Here is a 20,393-nt window from a genome sequence, read left to right on the forward strand (position 1 = left end):
GCAGCGCGCAAGGGGAATCCGGGCACGCCGCACGTACGTCCCTGCAGGCTCGTTCTGCTCCATCCATGGCGCAAAACCGGTCCCGCACTCCCCTACGCCCCGCCGCTCGACAGTGGGTCGGTGCGCAACGGTGAGCGCCGGCGGTTCATTTCAGCGCGCGGACGCGCAACACGTTTGGCGGTTGGAGCTGCCGAGCATGGCTCGGCACTACCCAGCCTCCCAGCCCCTCCTCTGCCCCGCCCCTCCTCTCCCCCTGCCCCTCCTGTCCCCCTGCCCCTCCCCCTCCCCCTCCCTCTCCCCCTCCCTGCCTTTCCCCCTTCCCTGCCTTCCCCTCTGTCCTGCCTTCCCCTCTGTCCTCCTTTCCCTGCACTCCCCCGTCCCTTGCTCTCCCCGTCCCCTGCTCTCCACCATCCCCTCCCTCCCCCAGTCCATTGCCGTCGCCTTCCCATGCGCACCCGCCATGTGTGTGGGGAGGGGGTGGGTGAGTTGGCGGGACCGGTTTTGCGCCATGGATGGCGCAAAACGAGCCTACAGGGACGTACTTGCGGCGTGTCCCGCCAACTCACCCACCCCCTCCCCCCCCCCAACCATCCGGAACCGGCCCTGGCTCTGTGCCGTTGCGGTTGCCGTTGCGGTTGCCGTTGCCGTTGCGGTTGCCGTTGCGGTTGCGGTTGCGGTTGCCGTTGCCCTGCCGTCGCCATCGCCGTTGCACCCGCCCCACCGTCGAAAAAAACAAAACCCACCCCACACCCACTACCCTCAAACCCCCCACCCACCCAAAGCCATCAAAACCACCATACGCCGTAGTATGCTTTGGCCCACGCAGCACCCGCACGAGGATTGCGCCCATGCACCACCGCTTCCGTACCGCCCTGATGATCGCCTTGGCCGCCACCACCGCCATCGCCCTTGCCGCCTGCAACAGCGGCGTCGTCAAGCGCGTCTCGCCCCCGGCCGCCAGCGTCCAGCAGCTCACCGTCCGCGCCGACGGCGGATGGGACGTCGCCCTGCGCCTGCAGAATTTCAGCTCCATGCCCATGCACTTCGATGACGTCAACCTCACCCTCACCGTCGGCGACGAAACCGCCGGCACCCTGGCCACCCGACCCGCCCTCTCCATCGGCGGCGTCTCCGCCGACGTCATCACCCTCCAGCTCCAGCCCGCCTCCGGCGCCCGCCTGGTCGTCGCCGATGCCCTCGCCGGCAATCGCACCCTCGCGTACGCGCTCAAGGGCACGGTCAGCGCCACCCCGCAGGAAAAGAAACAACGCAGCTTCGACGTCGACAGCCGCAGCACCCTCAACCAGGCCCCCGGCCTGCCCGGCGTGCTGCGCTGACCCCCGCTTCCCCGGCCCCCCTTTGCACCTGATCGAGACCTGACGATGAGCAGCTACACCGCACCGCTTTCCGATATCCGTTTCGCCCTGCATGACGTGCTCAAGGTCGAACCCCTGTTCGCCCGCCTCGGCTTTGCCGACGCCACCGCCGACGTCGTCGATGCCGTCCTCGACGAAGCCGGCCGCTTCAGCGCCACCGTGCTCGCCCCGCTCAACAGCGTCGGCGACGAAATCGGCTGCGCGCTTGACCAGGCGACCGGCGAAGTGACCACCCCGCCCGGCTTCAAGCAGGCTTACGCCCAGTTCGTCGAGGGCGGCTGGACCGGCCTTACCGCCGCGCCCGAACTCGGCGGCCAGGGCCTGCCGCACACCCTCGGCGTGCCGCTCAACGAAATGATCAACGCCGCCAACCTGGCCTGGGGCAACTTCCCCCTGCTCTCCCATGGCGCCATCGAAGCGCTCAAGCAGCACGGCGAAGCCTGGCAGCAGGACGCCTTCCTCAAGCCGCTGATCGAGGGCCGCTGGACCGGCACCATGTGCCTGACCGAACCGCACTGCGGCACCGACCTCGGCCTGCTCAAGACCAAGGCCGAACCGAACGCCGACGGCAGCTATGCCATCACCGGCACCAAGATCTTCATCACCGCCGGCGAGCACGACCTCACCGACAACATCGTGCACCTGGTCCTGGCCAAGCTGCCCGACGCCCCCGCCGGCGCCAAGGGCATCTCGCTGTTCGTCACCCCAAAGTTCAAGGTCGACCGTGACGGCCAGGTCGGCGAACGCAATGCGCTGCGCTGCGGTTCGATCGAACACAAGATGGGCATCAAGGGCTCGGTCACCTGCGTGATGAACTTCGATGGCGCCGAAGGCTACCTCGTCGGCCAGCCGCACAAGGGCCTGCAGGCCATGTTCACCATGATGAACACCGCGCGCCTGGGTGTCGGACTGCAGGGCATCGGCCTGTCCGAGCGTGCCTACCAGAACGCCCTCAAGTACGCCCGTGAACGCCTGCAGTCGCGCTCGCTCAGCGGCCCGAAGAACCCGGACAAGCCGGCCGACCCGATCCTGGTCCACCCGGACGTGCGCCGCATGCTGCTCACCATCAAGTCGCTGGTCGAAGGCAGCCGCCTGCTCGCCCTGCACGCGGCCACCCTGGTCGATGTCGCCCACCACGCCGAGGACGCCGGCGAGCGCGAGCGCGCCGATACCCTGGTCAGCTTCCTCACCCCGATCTCCAAGGCCTGCCAGACCGAATGGGGCATCGAAAACACCTACAACGCCCTGCAGTGCTTCGGCGGCCACGGCTACATCCGTGAGCACGGCATGGAACAGCTGGCCCGCGATGCCCGCATCACCACGCTGTACGAAGGCACCACCGGCATCCAGGCGCTGGACCTGATCGGGCGCAAGACCGCCTCCAGCCAGGGCGCCGGGCTGAAGCTGATGCTGGCCGAGATCGAGGCTTTCGCCCAGGCCAACGAAGGCAATGAAGCGCTCGCCGAGTTCATCGCCCCGCTGCGTGCCAAGGCCGAGGAATGGGGCACGCTGACCCTGGCCACCCTGCAGCGCGCGGCCGGCAACCCGGACGAACTCGGCGCGGCCAGCTTCGATTACCTGTTCTATTCGGGTTATGTGGTGCTGGCGTACTGGTGGGCCCGCAGCGTTGCCGCCGCCGAGGCCTCCGCGCAGAGCGAGGCGTTCAAGCAGGCCAAGCGCGAAACCGCCCGCTTCTACTTCGCCCGTGTCCTCCCGCGCACCCTCAGCCACGCCGCCGCGATCCAGTCCGGCGCCGCCCCGCTGATGGCCATGGAAGACGCGCATTTCGGCGAAGCCTGAGCACCGCACCGGCCCACCGACCCACGGTCGGTGGCCATTGGGCAATCCGATCCACCGACCAACGGTCACTGAATACCGCGACCACCTTCACTCCGGCAGGTGCCGACCGCTGGTCGGCACCACCGACACCCCATCTGGAGAAAAGCCCCCTTTTTGTTAAAGGGGGCGCGCCAAGGACGCGGGGTTTAGGGGGAATGCGCGGAACGCGGTCGCCGCAGGCGGTCGCGTTGGGCGCGCCAAGGACGCGGGGTTTAGGGGGGATGCGCGGAACGCAGTCGCCGCAGGCGGTCGCGTTGGGCGCGCCAACGGCGCGGGGTTTAGGTGGAATGCCCAACCGAATCGTTGCATTTTGTGTATGGCCGCAAGCGCCTATACACTGCATCGTCCCGGCAGCGTGCGCCTGCTGTCCCTGGACGCGCATGGCCGCGTGCTGGACTGGATCAACTGGCAGGACGCCGCCTGCCTCTACGCCCGTGATGCCGTCGCCTGGACCCTCGGCGACCCGTGCCTGCACATCCACGGCGGCACCAGCCGACTGACCGGGCTGCGCAGCGGCATGGACCTGCACCCGATCATCGCCGCGCGCGGCCACGCCCGCTCGCGCGCGCTCGATCCCACCCCGAACCTGTCCAACCAGGCGCTGTTCGCCCGCGACGCGCACCTGTGCCTGTACTGCGGCCAGCAGTTCCACCGCCCACAGCTGACCCGCGACCACGTCATGCCGATCTCCAAGGGCGGCCGGGATGTCTGGGAGAACGTGGTCAGCGCCTGCTTCCACTGCAATTCGCGCAAGAGCGACCGTACCCCGCAGCAGGCGGGCATGCCCCTGCTGGCGGTGCCGTACCGCCCCAGTTGGATCGAACACATGATCCTCTCCAACCGCAACATCCTGGCCGACCAGATGGCGTTCCTGAAGGCGCAACTGCCCAAACGTTCCAAGCTGGCCGGCTGAGCCCTGCGACCGACTGTCGCAGGCGCGCTCACCGTTTGCTCACTGCAAAGGCGGTTTGCTTGCCCCACCCGAGTTTGGGGGGGAAAATAGGCGCTCAGAAGAAGCGCGATAACCATGATCGATTCCGCCCGCTATCCCCGCCTGTCGCGCATCCAGTCACCGGATGACCTGCGCAGGTTCGACGAGTCCGACCTTCCCGCCATCGCGGATGAACTGCGTGCCTACCTGATCGAGTCGGTCGGCAAGAGTGGCGGCCACTTCGGCGCCGGGCTGGGCGTGATCGAACTGACCGTGGCACTGCACTATCTCTACCAGACCCCGATCGACCAGCTGGTCTGGGACGTGGGCCACCAGACCTACCCGCACAAGATACTCACCGGCCGTCGCGATGCGATCCACACGGTCAAGCAGAAGGACGGCGTGGCGCCGTTCCCCAAGCGCGAGGAAAGCGAGTTCGACACCTTTGGCGTCGGCCACTCCTCGACCTCGATCTCGGCGGCACTCGGCATGGCCATCGCGCGCCAGGCCGCCGGTGACGACCGCAAGGTCGTGGCGGTGATCGGCGACGGCGCGATGACCGCCGGCATGGCCTACGAGGCGCTCAACCATGCCGGTGGCATGGACAACGAGCCGAACCTGCTGGTGATCCTCAACGACAACAACATGTCCATCTCCGAGGCCGTCGGCGGGCTGACCAAGATGCTCGGCCGCGCCACCGGCAGCCGCACGCTCAACGCGCTGCGCGAAGGCGGCAAGAAGATCCTCGGCGACAAGAAGAACAACCCCACCGCGCGCTTCGTCAAGCGCTGGGAAGAGCACTGGAAGGGCATGTTCGTGCCCTCCACGTTCTTCGAGGAAATGGGCTTCCACTACACCGGCCCGATCGATGGCCACGACATCCCGGCGCTGGTGGCCACGCTGAAGACGCTCAAGGGCCTGAAGGGCCTGAAGCTGCTGCACGTGATGACCACCAAGGGCAAGGGCTACGAGCGTGCCGAGGGTGACCAGATCGGTTACCACGCGGTGGGCCCGTTCGACCCGGACAAGGGCCTGGTCTCCAAGGGCGGCGCCAAGAAGCCGACCTACACCGATGTGTTCAGCGACTGGCTGTGCGATGCTGCCGCGGCCGAGCCGAAGCTGCTGGGCATTACCCCGGCGATGCGCGAAGGCTCGGGCCTGGTGCGTTTCAGCAAGGAGTACCCGGACCGGTACTTCGACGTGGCCATTGCCGAGCAGCATGCGGTGACGCTCGCCGCGGGCATGGCCACCCAGGGCGCCAAGCCGGTGGTGGCGATCTACTCCACCTTCCTGCAGCGCGCCTATGACCAGCTGGTGCATGACGTGGCCGTGCAGGAACTGGACGTGCTGTTCGCGATCGATCGTGCCGGCGTGGTCGGCCCCGATGGCGCCACCCATGCGGGCAACCTCGACCTGAGCTTCCTGCGCTGCGTGCCGCACATGGTGGTGATGGCGCCGGCCGATGAAGCCGAATGCCGGCAGATGCTCAGCACCGGCCTGGCCTACACCGGCCCGGCGGCGGTGCGCTACCCGCGTGGCAGCGGCACCGGCGTAGCGGCCGGCACCGATCTGTCCACGCTGGAAATCGGCAAGGCCGACCTGCGCGTGCAGGGCAGCCGCGTGGCCCTGCTGGCCTTCGGCAGCACCGTGCCGGCCGCCGAAGCGGTGGGCCGCGAACTGGGCCTGAGCGTGGTCAACATGCGTTTCATCAAGCCGCTGGATCGTGCCCTGCTGCTGGAACTGGCCCGCACCCACGACGGCTTCGTCACCATCGAAGACAACGTGGTGGCCGGCGGCGCCGGCTCCGGCGTGGCCGAGCTGTTCAATGCCGAGGACGTGCTCAAGTCGATCCTGCACCTGGGCCTGCCCGACAGCTTCCAGCACCACGCCAGCCGCGAAGACCTGCTGGCCGAAGCCGGCATCGATGCCGCCGGCATCCGTGCGGCGGTGCTCAAGCGCTGGCCGCAGCTGGCCGGCAACGGCCACCCGCTCAGCGCCGCAGGCTGATCCAGGGCCGTCGGCCCACGGTCCGTAGGGGCCACACGGCAAGCGGCCGCGTTTTCTCGACGCGGCCGCTCTGGTGTCCGCGCCTGTGCCGCCGCGCGGGCCTCAACCGTAGCGCACCGCCTCCACGTACGCGCCGCTGGCTTCCACCCGCACCGAGCTGCGGTGGCCGGTTTCGGTGTGGTGCAGGCGTGCCAGCGCATCGGCGAAATCGAACGCCTTGGCGCTGTCGTGGAAGCGGAAGGATTCCAGTCTATCCGGGTGCAGCACACGCCACAGGCGGTGCTCCAGTTGCAGGCGGATCAGCATGCGATGCTCTCTCTCCATGAGGCGGCATACCGGAGGCGGCCAGGCCGCGCCATTGCAGCGCGGCGGCCCCTGTCGGCAGGGAAGCCGGGGCTTCCCGCCCCGGACAGTACTCCATCAAAACTGTGCGCCGTATCAGATTTTTCTGAATCTACGCACGGCAGCGGCCCGGTCGATCAGTTGACCATGAACTCGCCGCGGCAGCCGCCGTCGACCCATATCCCGGTGCGGTCCCAGCCCCAGGTGCTGCCTTCCACGCAGGCGGTGCCCGAGGTCTGGCGAATCAGCCGCGCCTCGTTGCGCACGTTGGCCGTGCAACGCTGACGGCGGCGGTTGTTCGAGTCGCAGGTCAGCAGCTCGCCACGCCCGCCCCAATTGCCCCCGTTGTTGCCGCCATGGTTGTTACCGCCGTGGTTGTTGCCCCAGCCGCCGCCCCGGCCGCGGCCTTCGGCGATGAACTCGGCACGGCAGCCCTGGGTGACCCAGACGCCGTTGCGGGCCTGGCCCCAGGTCTGCCCTTCCACGCAGGGCGTACCGGAGATCTGCCGGACCAGCCGGGCACGGCCATCCAGTGCGCACTGCTGGGTGCGACCCTTGATCGATTCGCAACGTACCGGGCCATCGCTGTAGCCGCCGTACGACTGCGCCTGCACCGCGCCGCCCAACAGCAGCATCGAGGGCAGCAATGCCCACATCCACGTGCGCTTTCCGTGCTTCATCCCGTTGCTCCTCATGCCTGCCTCTGAACCGTGTGTGGTGGTGGGACACAGGATGTGGCAAAGCGAGGGGACGCGACATAGGCCGAAAGTCGCTGATTTCATCCCCTATTTAGGTAACCGACGCCTGGCTGACTGGGCCGTGCCGGCGTGCGTCACATCCCCCTGCCCCACCGCGGGATGCGCGTCAGGCCGTCGCCGGGTCGCCGCCCAGCACCTCCAGCAGATGGGTCGGCGAGCTGGCCACCAGCAGGCGCTGCGCGCTCGCCGCAGCCACCGCCGCCCGCGCCATCATCACCTGCTCATGGGCCGGTACGGCCACCTCCCACGCCCCGCTGCACACGGCGTCGGCCAGGTCGGCCGCGTCGCGCAGGGCCAGGTTGGCGCCTTCGCCTGCCGGCGGCATCAGGTGCGCGGCATCGCCCACCAGCGTGAGCGACCGGCGATGCGTCCACTGATGGCCCACCGGCAGCATGTGGATCGGCCACGGCCGCACGGCGTCGCCGGCTTCGGCAATCAGGCGGCGCAGGTCGGGATGCCAATCGGCGAACTGCTCCAGCAGGTCCTCGCGCGACAACAGGGGCGCCAGGTCGCCCTCGCCCAGCACCTGCGGCAGCGAGGCGTAAACGCGCACGTGGGCCCCGGCATTGCGTTGGGCGAACAACGTGGTCTGTCCGCGTTTGGCGATCAACGTGCCGTGCCCGACCAGCGCCGCCAACTGCGGATGGGCCCGGTCGACATCCGGCAGCGAGAGCTCGTACAGCGTGATACCCGCATGCAGCGGACGCACCCCGGTGAGCAGCGGGCGCAGCCTCGACCAGGCACCGTCGGCGCCGACCACCAGGTCATGCCGCTGGACGTGGCCGTTGCCGAACCGCAGCTCGACCTGCTCGCCCTCGAACGCAGCCTGCTGCAGCGCGTGGCCCCACCGCACGGTGTTGGCCGGCAGCGCCGCCAGCAGCAGGTCGCGCAGGTGGCCGCGGTCGATCTCCGGGCGGTCGCCGGCCTGGCCGTCGTCTTCCAGCAGCAGCCGGCCGTCGGCATCGAACAGGCGCATGCCCTGGTCTTCATAGCGCGCCCACTGCTGGAAACGCTCGAACAGGCCGGCACTGCGCAGCGCGGCCTGGCCGGTGTCCACATGCAGGTCGAGCATGCCGCCCTGGCTGCGCGCATCGGCGGCGCCGTCGGCTTCGTAGAGGGTGAACGGCCTGCCGGCCTGGTGCAGGCGGCAGGCCAACAGCAGGCCGGCCGGGCCGGCACCGACGATGGCAATACGGGGGAACGGGGACATCGACCGCCTCCAGGGCTTAAACATAGGACCCTATGCTCTATATAATAGGCGCCTATGTCAACAGACCGGAGCGAGCGTATGGAGCGTCCCGATCCCAGGAACGTCCCGTCTTTCCTGATCAAGCGGGTGGCCCGCGAGTTGAGCCGGATGGCCGAAACCGAGCTGCGCCCGTTGGGCCTGGGCATGGCCAGCCTGCCGGTGCTGGAGGCCCTGCGCCAAGGCAAGGCGGCGACCCAGGCCGAGCTGGCCCGCCTGCTGCGGGTGGAACAACCCTCGATGGCGCAGACCCTGGCACGGCTGGAGCGCGATCACCTGATCCAGCGCTTTCCCGATCCCCACCACCCGCGCGCGCAGCGCATCGAGCTCACCCCACTGGCGCTGCAGCGGTTACCGCAGGCGCGCGAGATCCTCAACGACGGCAACACCCGCATGCTGGCCGGCTTCAGTGTCGATGAAACCATGCTGCTGGCAAGCTTCCTGCAGCGGCTCAGTGGCAACCTCGACCGCGACGCGTAAGTCCGTCGCGGCGGCCGCGCCGTAACGCACCGCATCGACGAACGCGCCCAGCGCCTCCACGCGTACCGCACTGACCTGCCCGGTCTTGTCGTGGTGCGCACGGGCCAGCGCGTCGGCGAAATCGAACGCCACCGCGCCGCTGGCGAAGCCGATCGGGGCGGCACGCAACGGGTGGATGACCTGCCAGCGGCGGTCCTTGCATTGCACTCTGATCACCATGCTGATCGCTCCTGCGGCGCGCATCCGTGCGGAAAGAAGCGCACGTGCAGCACGATACGGGCGGCACAGCAGCCGGGATATCGGATTGGTCTGAATCTACGGCGTCAGTCGCCGGTGCCGAGGAAGACGAATGGGACCGCGGGTTGGAACCGGGCCAGTGCATCACCGGCGAATACGTTGCGCTGGTCGGTGCCCAGGTCGAGCTTGCGCACCGGCGCGCCGACGCTGAAGTCGGCCTTGTTCAGATCCACCCAGAAGGTGTTGGGGGTGAGCGCGGACTCGAAGAAATACAGCCTGCGCTTGTGGTCGGCCACCGTGCGCCACCGCGTGGAAGAGATGTTGGGCTCGCCTTCGGTGGTGATGCCGTAAGGCACCGACACGTTGCGGATCACGCTGAACACGCTGGCCAGCGCCACCACCGGGTCCTCGGACTTGGGAATGGCGTTGACGTAGAACGTTGCGCGCGCGAACCGATCGGCCGATCGGTTGGTGCCAGGCAGCATCACCGTGCCACCGATCTGCTGCCAGTACGCATTGAGCGCCAACTGCTGCTCGAACACCGGCGAGTTGGTCATCACCTGGTAGGCGCGGTCATGGTGGATGACCTGCTTGCCGTCGATGTACTCGATGATGGCGCTGTCGCCGCTGGCATCGGACAGCGACAGATGCAGGGTGGCCAGCCGCGTCTCGCCGGGCACCCTGTCGGTCACCAGCGCGTAGGGCTCGCGCTGCAGCGCCGCCACGGCCTCTGCCACGGTGGCGAAGTTGTCGAGCATGTACTGCGCCCACAGCGAGATCGCCAGGCCCGGCTTGCGCCCGCGCGCCGCGGGATACCCGGACTCCACCAGCCACAGCAGGTTGGCCGACAGCCCGGCCTCGTTGAGGCCGTCGGTGGTGGCGACGTCGTACGCGCTGGCGACCACGCTGCCGTAGCGGGCGGTCCAGCGGATGGAATGGCGGCCGGCCTGGCCAGTGCGCGCGATGCCGCGCGGCAGCACCCAGAGATGGGTGGCGATGTCGCTCTTCCAGTCCATCGACCGCGCGGTGATCACATCCTGGTGGTCGCCCAGGTAGACCACGCGGGTGCAGGCCGCGGCCGGAGCGACCGCGGCGGCGGTGGCGGACAGGGCCAGCGCCAGCAGCGACAGACGCACGTACGCGAAAGACGTCATCAGCGGTCTCCGGGCAGGGCGGGGGTGATGCGCCCGATCACAGCCCATGCCCGGTGATGAGGCAGTGAACCGGCAGCGCCCCTGCACGCGCTACGCTGGCCGGACCTGCACAAGGAGCTCCGGCCATGTGGCGATCCCTTCCCGTCGTACTGTTGGTCAGCCTGCTCACCGCCTGCAGCCACCCCGGCGCTGCAGGGCCCTCCCCCGCCCCGCCGATGCCCGGCGCAGACCGTGACCCCCACGGCTGCATTGGTTCGGCCGGCTACCGCTGGTGCGCGCGCACCGCGCAATGCGAGCGGCCCTGGGAACTCGCCAAGGCCCGCCAGATCGACAACAGCGCGGCCGCCTTCGATGCGTACTGCGCGGCGGCGCCAGCGCGCCACGATGGCCAAGGTGCGTCGCGCTGATCGCCCCCGCGCGGGTGCCGCGGGTGCGGGCGTATCGCAGTCGCGCGCCGGCCTCAGCCCGGCGTCGCAGCACCGCGATCGACCGCCAATGCCACCACGAAGCGCGCGCCGCCGCCGGCCGCGCTTTCTGCCGCAATGCTGCCGCCGTGGCGCAGCATGATCTCGCGCGCCAGGTACAACCCCAGGCCACTGCCACTGCCGCTGGGCCGCAACCGATGGAACGGTTCGAAGATGGCCTGGCGCTCCTGCTCGGGCACGCCGGAGCCTTCATCGGTCACCGCCAGCACGCCATCGGGCTGCAGCGCCACCGCGATCATGCCGCGGTCGCCTCCGTGGGCGATCGCGTTCTGCAACAGGCTGGCCACCACCCGATGCAGCGCATGCGGATCGCCCCGCACCCACACCGGCTCCTCCGGTGCATCCACCGAGAAGGCATAGCCGGCGTCGAGCACGAGCGGTGCCACGTCACCGGCCACTTCGCGGGTGAGCGCGGCCAGGTCCACGCGCTGGGAGTGGCTGCGATGGTGATCCAGCCGCTGCAGGTCCAACAACTGCTCGGCGATGTTGCTGAGTCGGCTCAGGTCGCGTTGCAGCCGCGAGCGTGCCGGCCCCGGCGGCAGGTCGTCGATGCGCGTGGCCAGGATCGCGATCGGCATGCGCAGTTCGTGCGCCGCCCCCACCAGGAAACGGTCCTGCGCGTCGTAGCTTTCGCCGATGCGCCGCACGGCGGCATTGAAGGCATCCACCAGCGGGAAGATTTCCGCCGGCACCGCGTGCGTATCCAGGCCGCCGCCACGCTCGTTGATCTGGATCGCCGCCGCCTGCGCGGCCACCCGGTTGACCCCGCGCAGCGAGCGGTGGATCGCCCACGGTGCCACCACCAGCGTGATCACGATCAGCGGCACGGTGATCCAGCCACCGAGGTAACCGATCACCACCAGCATCTGCCGCCACAACCCGCGATGCGGCATGCCGCCGATCATCACGTGCACGCGTCCCTCCGGCGTGTCGTTGACCCAGATCCGCATCGCCAGCTCGGCCGCGCGCGTGCGCGTGCGGATGTCGGTGGGCTCCAGGTACTGCAGCTGCGCCACCAGCGGGCGGAAGACCTCCGGCACGGTGCCGTGGGTGAGCTGGCGACCGTCCTCGTCGCTGGCGGCAAACCAGAACGTGGCCGGTCGGTCCTGCGCGGCGCGGTCCAGCGCGGCCCAGTCCACCTGCAGCGCATCGCCGTCGACACGGATCGACTTGGCGATCGACTCGCTCATCTTCCAGTCGATGTAGCCCGCGCCGCTGTCGCCATACATCAGCACCATGCCGACCAGCCCCATCGCCACCATGGTCACCTGGATGAGGATGATCTTCCAGGCAAGGCTGAAGGACAGCGACCCGGGCTTGAGGAATTTCATGCCACCTCCTTCAACAGGTAGCCGATGCCGCGCATGACGTGGATTTCCACCTGCGCATCCGCCTCGGCCAGCGCCTTGCGCAGCTTGGACACGTGCGCGTCCAGCGCATTGGACTGGATCGCATCGTCGAAACCGTACACCGCTTCCAGCAGCGCCGCGCGCGCCACCGTGCGACCTTGCCGTACCGCCAGCGCTTCGAGCACCAGCAACTGCCGGCGCGGCAACGCCAGCAGCACGCCATTGACCGTCGCCTCGCGTGCGACGAAATCGAACTGCAGGCGGCCCAGCAGCAGCACCGGCAGCGCGATCTGCGAGGGCCGCCGCGAGATCGCGCGGATCCGCGCCAGCAGCTCTTCCACCGCGAAAGGTTTGGTCAGGTAGTCGTCGGCGCCCACGTCCAGGCCGACCACCCGGTCGGCCACCGAATCGCGCGCGGTGAGCATGATCACCGGCAGGTTGGGCACCAGGCTGCGCGCCACGCGCACGAAGTTGGCGCCGTCGCCATCGGGCAACTGCCGGTCCAGCAGCAGGATCTGGTGCACGCCGGCTTTGAGCGCTTCGCCGGCCTGGGCCATGCTGGCCACCACGTCCACCACCATGCCGTGCCGGCCCAGGCTGGCCTGGATGGCATTGGCCAGTTCCGGATCGTCTTCGAGCAGCAGGATGCGCATGGGCGTGGGGGACAGGGTCGACGGCTGCCGATGGTACCGCGCGGCCCGGCGCAACGTTCCGACAATGTAGCCCCGGCACCCTGCCTGTCTGGCATTCCACTGTTGCAGGTACACGCGCGTGCGTTCCAAGGAAGACTCCCCCCAGGCAGGCCACTGCCGCCCCAACGCCAACGACGGCGCCCCGCGGGCCATCGGCCCCTATCTGCTCGCGCTCGCGCTGATGACCGTGGCCTGGCTGGCCGCGGGCAGCGCCATGGCCCAGGCGCCGGGCGCCAAGCCGCGCAGCAGCCTCGGCGTGGCCGTGGTGGCCTTGAAATCCCCGTATGCCGGTTACGGGACCGACACCGTCGCGGCACCGATCATCAGCTACGAAGGCCGCAGGTTCCACCTGCGCGGTGGCAGCATCGGCTACAAGGTGTTCGACACCGAACAGACCGAAGTCTCGCTGATGGCCTCGCCGTACATGATGCGCTTCAAGCGCAAGGACAGCGACGACCTGCAACTGCGCCAGCTGTCCAACCGCGGCTTCTCCGCGATGGCCGGCGTGGCGCTCCGCCACAACGCGTCGTGGGGCCTGGTGCAGGCCAACGTGCAGGCCGAGGTCAGCGGCCACGGCGGTGGCATCGCCGCAGACGCCAAGTACGCCTATCCGTTGCCCACCGGCCGGGTCACCCTGATGCCCGGGATCGGCGTGAACTATGCCGGCAGCGCCCTCAACGACTACTACTTCGGCATCAGCGATGCCGAAGCGCGCCGCAGCGGCCTGGCCCGCTATCGTGCCGGCAGTGGCGTCTCGCCGTACATCGACCTGACCGCGGTGATGCCGCTGGGCACGCACTGGACCGCGACGGCCTCGCTGCGTCGCTCCGTCCTGTCCGATGCGATCAAGGACAGCCCGATGACGCGTGGCGACCACATGGACGCGGCCGCGCTCTCGCTCAGCTACGGGTTCTGACATGCGCCAGGGAATCGTACGCCGCGTCGCCGAAATGGCCCTGCGCATCGAGCCGAACCGGACGGCGGTGCTCGACTGGATCCTGCACACCCCGCTGCCCTCGCTCGGCATGCAGACCACCTTCGAGCTGGCCTGCAACGGCGAAGGCGAGCGGGTGATCGCGCTGCTCAACGACCTCCTGCTGCAGCCCGGCGACACCGTGCCACGGCTGCCACAGGCCGCGCCGCCGGCGTTGCACTAGCTGCGCCGGTCCGTATTTTCGCCCCACCCGACGGAGCCTGCATGAGCCGACCCTTCCCGATGATGAGCACCCAGGACAGCAGCGGCGATCCGCTGCTCGCCCAGGCCCTCGTCGATTTCGATCACGCCGTGGAGGCGTTGATCGCAGCGGACCCGGTCATCCACGGGCGCTTCTCGCGCGCCTACGTCACCGCGATCTTCCGCGCCTGCCTGGCCCGTAACGATGCGGGGCCCGGCGCGCCGCGCGGGCGTCCCGATCCCGAGATCGCCCAGGCGCTCAAGCACTGGATCCAGGGCCGCCTGCTGCAGCATCCCGGCGAAGGCAGCGACCATCGCCTGACCGCCGCGCGCCGCGCCGCGCACGGCTTCTGGCTGCAGTCGCTGGCCGACCCGATCGATGCCGATGGCCGGCCGCGCGCCAACCGCCTGCTCGATGGACTGCTGGCCCTGACCCGCCCAGACGCCTGAGCGCGTTCGGTCACTACCCTCACGATCCCTTGGCGCGCGCTCTACCAAGCTGCCGCGCTTACCGGAGATCGTACGATGCGCCTGACCACCACCCTGGCCCTGCTGCTGCTCGCCTCACCTGCCCTGGCGCAGGACGGCGGCGAGGAGACCCCCGCCTTCGACCGCCCCGGCATCGGCTTCTCGCCCAGCACGCTGCCGCGCGGCAGCGTGGCGCTGGAGTGGGGCCTGCCCAGCGTGGAGCGCGACCGCGATGAGGACGGCACCCGTTCCACCCAGTACAGCAGTGACCTCAACCTGCGCATCGGCGTGGCCGAGCACGTGGAACTGCAGGTGTTCAGCACGCCCTGGAACCACCTGCAGGTGGACCCGCGCGGCGCCCGCTCGCGCAGCATCAACGGTGCCGGCGACAGCGGCCTGGCGCTGAAGATCGCACTGCCTTCTTCCTCCGACAGGCACGCCTTCGCGCTGCTCGCCAGCAGCAGTTTCGCCACCGGCGCCCGCGATTTCAGCGAAGGCGGCACCCAATACGCCCTCGGCGCCAGCTACGAGTACACCTTTGACGACCGCTGGAGCGGCGCGCTGTATGCCAATGCCACCCGTGGCGCGGGCGAGGACAGCGTCACCTGGTCGCCGAGCCTGAGCGTGGCACTGAGCGACCGCGTCAGTAGTTACATCGAAGCCGGGTTCACGCATACCGACGGCGAGCCGTCTACCGCCATCGCCGGCGCCGGCCTCACCTGGATGGTGGCGCGCACGGTGCAACTGGACGCCTCCTTCGATGTGGGCCTGGACCACGACAGCCCCGACCTGCAGGCCGGGCTGGGCGTGTCGTTCTTCTTCCAGTAACGCAGAAGGCCTGCGCATCGCTGCGCAGGCCTTCGTCGTTTGCCGCCGGGCATCGGCCAGGCTCAGGTGACTTTCTTGCTCAGGTGACCTTCTTGGCGATGGTCATGCCCAGCAGGAACAGCACCACGGCGATGATGATGCCGGCCCAGAACAGGAACTTGGCCACGCCGATGGATGCACCGGCGAGGCCGCCGAAGCCGAGCGCGCCGGCGATAAGGCCGATGATGGCGAAGATGATGGCCCACTTGATCATGCTGATCCTTTTTCCCGGAACGGGATGACTGACAGGCAGTCACGATAGTCGCGCGCCCGTCCCGCCCTCGTGAACAGCGCGCACGAAGGGCGTGAAGCAGCGTGCGACTCAGCCGCTCCCTGCGACCAGCGTGCGTTGCATCGGCTGGTACACCAGCCCCGCCGACTCGGCCACGTCGCCGGCGCACTGGAAACCATGGCGTGCGTAGAAATCCACCGACGGCAACGAGGCGCTGACGGTGAGCACCTCGGTGCGTGCCTGCGCGACCAGCGCGGCCAACAACGCCTCGCCTACGCCCTGGCGCTGGCATGCCGGGTCGACGAACAGCATCGCCACGTGGCGGCGCTGTTTCAGTTCGCCGACGCCTTGCAACTGTCCCGACGCGTCGTACACCAGTTGCAGGTTGTCCTGGTCACGGCGCTGTGCAAAGCCATCCGGCGCGGCGATCACGCGGAACGTCGCCACGCCGTGCGCTGCCAGCGACGGCGCCACGGCCATCAGGAAGGCACGCATGCACACCGCGCTTGCAGCGTCCAGGTCGGCATCGAGCAACGTCCTGATCATCCTGTTCTCCGTCATGGCGTGGTCGGTTGGATCACGCTAGACGTTGCGCACGCCACGCGGGAAACCGGGCGCGACAGCGACGGCGAAATCTGTTGAGATTGCCGCCCGCACCGCCCACGCCCGCATGACGACCCTGCCCGCTGCATCACCACCGACGCTCGCACGCACGCTGTGGCAGGCCGCCATCGATCTTGCCGTGCTGTCCACCACGTCGGTCACCTTCGCGTGCGTGCTGACCGCCGCCCTTGTGAGCGACCGGCTCGGCTGGACATGGCCCTCGATTCCCTACGGCTACGCACGTGGCGATGTGCTGATCCATGCGTTGCTGGCCAGCCTGGTGGTCCTGCCCGCGCTGGTCCTGGTTGACTGGCTGGCCCGCCTGCGCCGGCCACGCGTCTGGCAGGACCTGGCATTCGTGCTGGCCACGCTGGCGGTGATCCGCCTCGGACCGCCGGATGCGCAGGTATTCGGCACGACCTGGACAACATGGGAGGTCACCACCGGGTTGTTCCTCCTGCAGTGGCCGATCATCCTGCCGCTCACCCTGGCCGCGGCGCTCCTGCGCCGGCTGCTGCGCGGCGCGGCAGGGACACGCTGAAGGCATTCCGGAAGGCGAGACGGGCCGTCCGGGAGCGATTGAACTCCGATTGAACCCTTTAATATCAATCACTTGGCACTGGATCAAGATGGCCTCATGAACGTTCATCATCTCGCTAAGCGCGTTTAATTTGTGATCATTGCCACAAATTCACGCCTCCGTCACAATCGAGGCGTCCACTCCTTCCTGCTCACGCCCATGCGCGCGCTTATCACCAAGCAACATCCGGCCTTGCTGAAGTTCTACTTCGTGGCCTGCTACGTGGTTCTGATCGAAGAAGTGCTGCGCGCCATCGGCTAGGACGGCCACCCGACGCGCTGCACCCCGCCCCTGCCGGTTACGACTGGAACGCGTGTTCCGGCCCGGGGAACACACCCGCCTCCACCTCGGCGGCAAACTCGCGCGCGGCCTTCTGCAGCAGCCCGTGCATGTCTGCGTATTGCTTGACGAAACGCGGCAATGCGCCGGTTCGCAGCCCGGCCATGTCCTGCCACACCAGCACCTGCGCATCGCAGTCGCTACCCGCGCCGATGCCTACCGTCGGCACCGACACCGCGGCGGTAATCTGCGCGGCCACGTCGGCCGGCACCATCTCGATCAACACCGCGAACGCACCGGCCGCTTCCAATGCACGCGCCGCTTCCACCAGCACCGGACCACCATCGCCACGGCCCTGCACGCGGAAGCCGCCCAACTGGTGCTCCGATTGCGGGGTGAAGCCGATGTGCGCCATCACCGGGATGCCGGAGCTGACCAGCTTGCGCACCTGCGGCACCATCTCGATCCCGCCTTCCAGTTTCACCGCATGCGCGCCACCTTCCTTCATGAAGCGCACCGCGGTGTGGAAGCACTGCTCCGGCGAGGCCTGGTAAGAGCCAAACGGCAGATCGGCAATCACCAGCGGCCGGCGCGTGCACCGGCTCACCGCGCGCACCAGCGGCATCAGCTCATCGACGGTGATCGGCAGCAGGCTGTCGTTGCCGAGCACGTTGTTGGACGCCGAATCGCCGATCAGCAGCACCGGGATGCCCGCATCCTCGAAGATCGCCGCGGTGTACATGTCGTAGGCGGTCAGCATCGCCCACTTCTCGCCGCGTTCCTTCATCTGCTGCAGGTGCGGAATGCGCACGCGCTTGGCCTGCGCCAATGGGCTCTTGGGAGTGGCGTACGGCGGGGGTTGTTCGTTCATGGCAATACCTTGAATGTAACGCCGACCGTCGGTCGGCTGCGCTACGGGAAACCGCACGGCATGCGCCACGCCGCGCGATCGCGTGGCGGGTCCGCCGTGCGGAGGGTCAGCGTTGGCTGGACAGCGCCTGCGCGACGTCCTTGATCAGCCCGGTAATCTCATTGGCCAGGCGTCGACTGTCGGCGATGGAGCCGAAGAAGCGGATGCTGCGGCCATCCATGGCCACCCCGGCCAGGCCGAGTTCGCCCTTCAGGGCATCGACATGGGCATGGAAGACCTGCAGCCACGCGCTCGAGGGTTCGACATCGAGCATGGCCACGATGGCCTCGTCCTCGGCGTGGTCGACGCGGCTGTGCAGGTCGGGCACGTCGAAACCAAGCAGGCGCGGTGCGTTTGGATCCGCCGGAGAAGTAGTCATGCGGCATGGTAGCCGCTACGTCGTCCCTCGCAACGGGCCCGCCACCTGGAAGCCGCGCTCGCCGACGCGCCGACGACCCGCAACGCCCGTCCCGAAAGCGGCGCGCGTGAATGCGCGGTCATCCGCCATTCATCGCGCAGGCAAGTAACATACCGCCCGGTCGGTATCTAACAACGGATGACATCATGTCCCCCCTCATCACTGCGTACCTGTTCCTGTCCGGCGCCATCGTGGCCGAGGTCACCGGCACCCTGCTGCTGCAGAAGACCGAGCAGTTCAGCAAGCTCGGTCCTACGCTCGGCATGGCCCTGTGCTACCTGGTGTCCTTCTACCTGCTCAGCCATGCCTTGAAGACGCTGCCCCTGGGCATCGCCTATGCGATCTGGGGCGGCGTGGGCATCGTGCTCACCCTGGTGATCGGCGTGACCGTGTTCAAGCAGTCGCTGGACTGGCAGGCCGTCACCGGCGTGGCGTTGATCGTCGCGGGCGTGGTCATGATCAACGCCTTCTCCAAGGCGGCGGCGCACTGATGGGCGCCAGCACACGCCGCCGGCAGCCGGACATCGTGCGTGCCGCGCTGCTGGACGCGGTCGTGCAGGAGGCCGTGCACGCCGGCCTGGGCAGCGTCACCGTGCTCGCCGTGGCCGCACGCGCGGGCGTCAGCAAGGGCGCGCTGTTCCATCATTTCCCCAACCGCCAGGCGCTTCTCGAGGCCGCCTATGCCGAGTGCCTGGCGCAGTTCGGCGTGGCGATAGACGCGCTGCTCGCCGACGACCCGACGCCCCACGGGCGCTTCACGCGCGCGTATGTGCGGGCCACGTTCGCGGCGATGCAGAGGGACGATCGCAGCTGGGCGAGGTTCTCCCTCACCGCGCTGGTGGAACCGGCGTTCGCCGAACAGTGGCGGCAGTGGCTCGGCGCCCGCCTGGACGCGCTCCCCGCCGAGCGCACCGACCCCAGGCTGCGGGTCGCGCGGCTGGCCGCCGACGGCTATTGGCTGCAGATGCTGGGCAGTGGCTTCGGTGCGTATGACACCGACGGCCTGGAGGCACTGCTGGACGCCGTGTTGCGCTTCACCTGCGAGGATGCCGGCGCGGGCGTGGCGCGCGGTTGACGGCGGCGCCAGCGCGCGCGGCGGTGCCGGCGCGCGGTGTTTCCCGCACGCAATGAAAAAGGGCCCGCACATCGCTGTGCAAGCCCTTGATCGTTTACCAACATTGGTCGGGACGGCCGGATTTGAACCGACGACCCTCTGCCCCCCAGGCAGATGCGCTACCAGGCTGCGCTACGCCCCGATGATGCTGGCAATGTCCCCGCCTCTCAGCGGGCCGACGAGTATAACGGTTTTATCCGCGTATTTGTTCAGCGACGCAGCAATTGAAGCACTTCTTCCAGCTCCATCCGCGTCTGCTTGATGATCTGGTTGCTCAGCGCCGATTCGTCGCGGGCGCCGGCACCTTCCAGGCGCAGGCGCGCGCCGCCGATGGTGTAGCCCTGCTCGTAGAGCAGGCCGCGGATCTGGCGCACCATCAGCACGTCGTGGCGCTGGTAGTAACGTCGGTTGCCGCGGCGCTTGGCCGGTTCCAGGCTGGGAAATTCGGTCTCCCAGTAGCGCAGCACGTGCGGCTTGACGTCGCACAGCTCGCTGACTTCACCAATGGTGAAGTAGCGCTTGGCCGGTATCGGCGGAAGTTCGCGGTTACTGCCCGGATCCAGCATATGCCTCTACCCTTTCCTTGAGCTTCTGGCCCGGACGGAAGGTGACCACCGTGCGGGCGGAAATCGGAATTTCCTCACCGGTCTTCGGGTTGCGGCCCGGGCGCTGGTTCTTGCGCCGCAGGTCGAAATTGCCGAAGCCGGACAGCTTCACCTGACGTCCCTGTTCCAATGCCTCTCGCAACACATCGAAGAACGCGTCGACAAATTCCTTGGCCTCGCGCTTGTTCAGACCCACTTCGTCGAACAGCTTTTCGGCCATCTCAGCCTTGGTCAATGCCATTGCCTG

The 20,393-nt window shown here is 68.4% G+C and carries 25 protein-coding genes and 1 tRNA gene; 13 read left to right on the forward strand and 13 right to left on the reverse strand.

Going from position 1 to position 20,393, the window contains the following annotated elements; all coding sequences use genetic code 11:
- The first annotated feature begins 848 nt into the window (after window positions 1-848).
- From AC1DGC_RS02060 to dxs, 4 genes are all read left to right on the forward strand, one after another.
- The gene (locus AC1DGC_RS02060) at window positions 849-1,337 is read left to right on the forward strand and encodes an LEA/WHy family protein (protein WP_259205050.1); all 489 of its coding nucleotides are present in this window, start codon (window positions 849-851) and stop codon (window positions 1,335-1,337) included.
- A gap of 45 nt (window positions 1,338-1,382) precedes the next feature.
- Window positions 1,383-3,176 (forward strand): acyl-CoA dehydrogenase C-terminal domain-containing protein, encoded by a 1,794-nt coding sequence (locus tag AC1DGC_RS02065; RefSeq protein ID WP_394162424.1) that lies wholly within the window; start codon window positions 1,383-1,385, stop codon window positions 3,174-3,176.
- A gap of 355 nt (window positions 3,177-3,531) precedes the next feature.
- The gene (locus AC1DGC_RS02070) at window positions 3,532-4,128 is read left to right on the forward strand and encodes an HNH endonuclease (RefSeq protein WP_478047119.1); all 597 of its coding nucleotides are present in this window, start codon (window positions 3,532-3,534) and stop codon (window positions 4,126-4,128) included.
- A 114-nt stretch (window positions 4,129-4,242) separates the two neighbouring features.
- On the forward strand, window positions 4,243-6,153 hold the full coding sequence (dxs, locus tag AC1DGC_RS02075; protein ID WP_394162420.1) for a 1-deoxy-D-xylulose-5-phosphate synthase: 1,911 nt from the start codon (window positions 4,243-4,245) through the stop codon (window positions 6,151-6,153).
- A gap of 102 nt (window positions 6,154-6,255) precedes the next feature.
- Here dxs and AC1DGC_RS02080 read toward each other — a convergent pair whose 3' ends face one another.
- The 3 genes from AC1DGC_RS02080 to AC1DGC_RS02090 all read right to left on the reverse strand — a co-directional run bounded on the left by AC1DGC_RS02080 (window position 6,256) and on the right by AC1DGC_RS02090 (window position 8,463).
- On the reverse strand, window positions 6,256-6,459 hold the full coding sequence (locus tag AC1DGC_RS02080) for a hypothetical protein (RefSeq protein ID WP_259205065.1): 204 nt from the start codon (window positions 6,457-6,459) through the stop codon (window positions 6,256-6,258).
- Between the two features lie 173 nt (window positions 6,460-6,632).
- Window positions 6,633-7,175, reverse strand: coding sequence for a DUF3011 domain-containing protein (locus AC1DGC_RS02085; RefSeq protein WP_259205071.1), 543 nt, complete (start codon window positions 7,173-7,175; stop codon window positions 6,633-6,635).
- 184 nt (window positions 7,176-7,359) lie between these two features.
- Window positions 7,360-8,463 (reverse strand): FAD-dependent oxidoreductase, encoded by a 1,104-nt coding sequence (locus AC1DGC_RS02090; RefSeq protein ID WP_478047120.1) that lies wholly within the window; start codon window positions 8,461-8,463, stop codon window positions 7,360-7,362.
- Window positions 8,464-8,541: 78 nt separating this feature from the next.
- On the opposite strand from AC1DGC_RS02090, the gene AC1DGC_RS02095 reads away from it, so the two are divergent.
- The gene (locus AC1DGC_RS02095; protein ID WP_259205081.1) at window positions 8,542-8,979 is read left to right on the forward strand and encodes a MarR family winged helix-turn-helix transcriptional regulator; all 438 of its coding nucleotides are present in this window, start codon (window positions 8,542-8,544) and stop codon (window positions 8,977-8,979) included.
- 323 nt (window positions 8,980-9,302) lie between these two features.
- Here AC1DGC_RS02095 and AC1DGC_RS02100 read toward each other — a convergent pair whose 3' ends face one another.
- Window positions 9,303-10,370: a linear amide C-N hydrolase gene (locus tag AC1DGC_RS02100; protein ID WP_394162416.1), complete on the reverse strand. Its 1,068-nt coding sequence runs from the start codon at window positions 10,368-10,370 to the stop codon at window positions 9,303-9,305.
- Window positions 10,371-10,495: 125 nt separating this feature from the next.
- On the opposite strand from AC1DGC_RS02100, the gene AC1DGC_RS02105 reads away from it, so the two are divergent.
- Window positions 10,496-10,777, forward strand: coding sequence for a peptidase (locus AC1DGC_RS02105; RefSeq protein WP_394162414.1), 282 nt, complete (start codon window positions 10,496-10,498; stop codon window positions 10,775-10,777).
- 53 nt (window positions 10,778-10,830) lie between these two features.
- Here AC1DGC_RS02105 and AC1DGC_RS02110 read toward each other — a convergent pair whose 3' ends face one another.
- Together AC1DGC_RS02110 and AC1DGC_RS02115 are read right to left on the reverse strand one after the other, a co-directional pair.
- Window positions 10,831-12,186, reverse strand: a complete 1,356-nt coding sequence (locus tag AC1DGC_RS02110; protein ID WP_394162412.1) for a sensor histidine kinase — start codon at window positions 12,184-12,186, stop codon at window positions 10,831-10,833.
- Window positions 12,183-12,857, reverse strand: a complete 675-nt coding sequence (locus AC1DGC_RS02115; RefSeq protein ID WP_259205093.1) for a response regulator transcription factor — start codon at window positions 12,855-12,857, stop codon at window positions 12,183-12,185. Before AC1DGC_RS02115 ends, AC1DGC_RS02110 begins: the two co-directional genes overlap by 4 nt.
- Before the next feature lie 118 nt (window positions 12,858-12,975).
- Between AC1DGC_RS02115 and AC1DGC_RS02120 the strand changes: the two genes are divergently transcribed.
- From AC1DGC_RS02120 to AC1DGC_RS02135, 4 genes are all read left to right on the forward strand, one after another.
- Complete coding sequence (locus AC1DGC_RS02120; protein WP_449335403.1) at window positions 12,976-13,812, forward strand: MipA/OmpV family protein; 837 nt, start codon at window positions 12,976-12,978, stop codon at window positions 13,810-13,812.
- 1 nt (window position 13,813) lies between these two features.
- Window positions 13,814-14,053 carry a hypothetical protein gene (locus tag AC1DGC_RS02125; protein ID WP_259205116.1) on the forward strand — a complete coding sequence of 80 codons (240 nt, stop codon included), beginning with the start codon at window positions 13,814-13,816 and terminating at the stop codon, window positions 14,051-14,053.
- A 41-nt stretch (window positions 14,054-14,094) separates the two neighbouring features.
- Entirely contained in the window at window positions 14,095-14,520 is a 426-nt protein-coding gene (locus tag AC1DGC_RS02130) for a hypothetical protein (RefSeq protein ID WP_394162406.1), read from the forward strand.
- A gap of 75 nt (window positions 14,521-14,595) precedes the next feature.
- Window positions 14,596-15,366, forward strand: a complete 771-nt coding sequence (locus tag AC1DGC_RS02135) for a transporter (protein WP_259205125.1) — start codon at window positions 14,596-14,598, stop codon at window positions 15,364-15,366.
- Window positions 15,367-15,445: 79 nt separating this feature from the next.
- Here the strand turns inward: AC1DGC_RS02135 and AC1DGC_RS02140 are convergent, their stop codons facing one another.
- Together AC1DGC_RS02140 and AC1DGC_RS02145 are read right to left on the reverse strand one after the other, a co-directional pair.
- Window positions 15,446-15,619 carry a DUF1328 domain-containing protein gene (locus tag AC1DGC_RS02140; protein WP_259205127.1) on the reverse strand — a complete coding sequence of 58 codons (174 nt, stop codon included), beginning with the start codon at window positions 15,617-15,619 and terminating at the stop codon, window positions 15,446-15,448.
- 108 nt (window positions 15,620-15,727) lie between these two features.
- On the reverse strand, window positions 15,728-16,183 hold the full coding sequence (locus tag AC1DGC_RS02145; RefSeq protein ID WP_478047121.1) for a GNAT family N-acetyltransferase: 456 nt from the start codon (window positions 16,181-16,183) through the stop codon (window positions 15,728-15,730).
- Window positions 16,184-16,307: 124 nt separating this feature from the next.
- Between AC1DGC_RS02145 and AC1DGC_RS02150 the strand changes: the two genes are divergently transcribed.
- The gene (locus AC1DGC_RS02150) at window positions 16,308-16,781 is read left to right on the forward strand and encodes a hypothetical protein (protein ID WP_478047122.1); all 474 of its coding nucleotides are present in this window, start codon (window positions 16,308-16,310) and stop codon (window positions 16,779-16,781) included.
- A 337-nt stretch (window positions 16,782-17,118) separates the two neighbouring features.
- Here AC1DGC_RS02150 and panB read toward each other — a convergent pair whose 3' ends face one another.
- Entirely contained in the window at window positions 17,119-17,970 is an 852-nt protein-coding gene (gene panB, locus AC1DGC_RS02155) for a 3-methyl-2-oxobutanoate hydroxymethyltransferase (RefSeq protein WP_478047123.1), read from the reverse strand.
- Between the two features lie 106 nt (window positions 17,971-18,076).
- On the reverse strand, window positions 18,077-18,388 hold the full coding sequence (locus AC1DGC_RS02160) for a hypothetical protein (protein WP_394162398.1): 312 nt from the start codon (window positions 18,386-18,388) through the stop codon (window positions 18,077-18,079).
- 185 nt (window positions 18,389-18,573) lie between these two features.
- Here AC1DGC_RS02160 and AC1DGC_RS02165 point away from each other — a divergent pair, with 185 nt between their 5' ends.
- Window positions 18,574-18,918: a DMT family transporter gene (locus AC1DGC_RS02165; protein ID WP_345780464.1), complete on the forward strand. Its 345-nt coding sequence runs from the start codon at window positions 18,574-18,576 to the stop codon at window positions 18,916-18,918.
- The gene (locus tag AC1DGC_RS02170) at window positions 18,918-19,502 is read left to right on the forward strand and encodes a TetR/AcrR family transcriptional regulator (protein WP_478047124.1); all 585 of its coding nucleotides are present in this window, start codon (window positions 18,918-18,920) and stop codon (window positions 19,500-19,502) included. The genes AC1DGC_RS02165 and AC1DGC_RS02170 overlap by 1 nt, the downstream gene beginning before the upstream one ends.
- Before the next feature lie 104 nt (window positions 19,503-19,606).
- Here the strand turns inward: AC1DGC_RS02170 and AC1DGC_RS02175 are convergent.
- The 3 genes from AC1DGC_RS02175 to AC1DGC_RS02185 form a co-directional block, all read right to left on the reverse strand.
- Window positions 19,607-19,683 (reverse strand) — tRNA-Pro (locus tag AC1DGC_RS02175).
- A 67-nt stretch (window positions 19,684-19,750) separates the two neighbouring features.
- A complete protein-coding gene (locus AC1DGC_RS02180; RefSeq protein ID WP_068853353.1) occupies window positions 19,751-20,107 on the reverse strand; it encodes a MerR family transcriptional regulator in 357 nt (118 codons plus the stop codon).
- Window positions 20,088-20,387, reverse strand: coding sequence for an integration host factor subunit alpha (locus AC1DGC_RS02185; RefSeq protein WP_005410432.1), 300 nt, complete (start codon window positions 20,385-20,387; stop codon window positions 20,088-20,090). The genes AC1DGC_RS02180 and AC1DGC_RS02185 overlap by 20 nt, the downstream gene beginning before the upstream one ends.
- Window positions 20,388-20,393 lie beyond the last annotated feature (6 nt).

The sequence above is a fragment of the Stenotrophomonas sp. 05N37 genome (assembly GCF_056397365.1).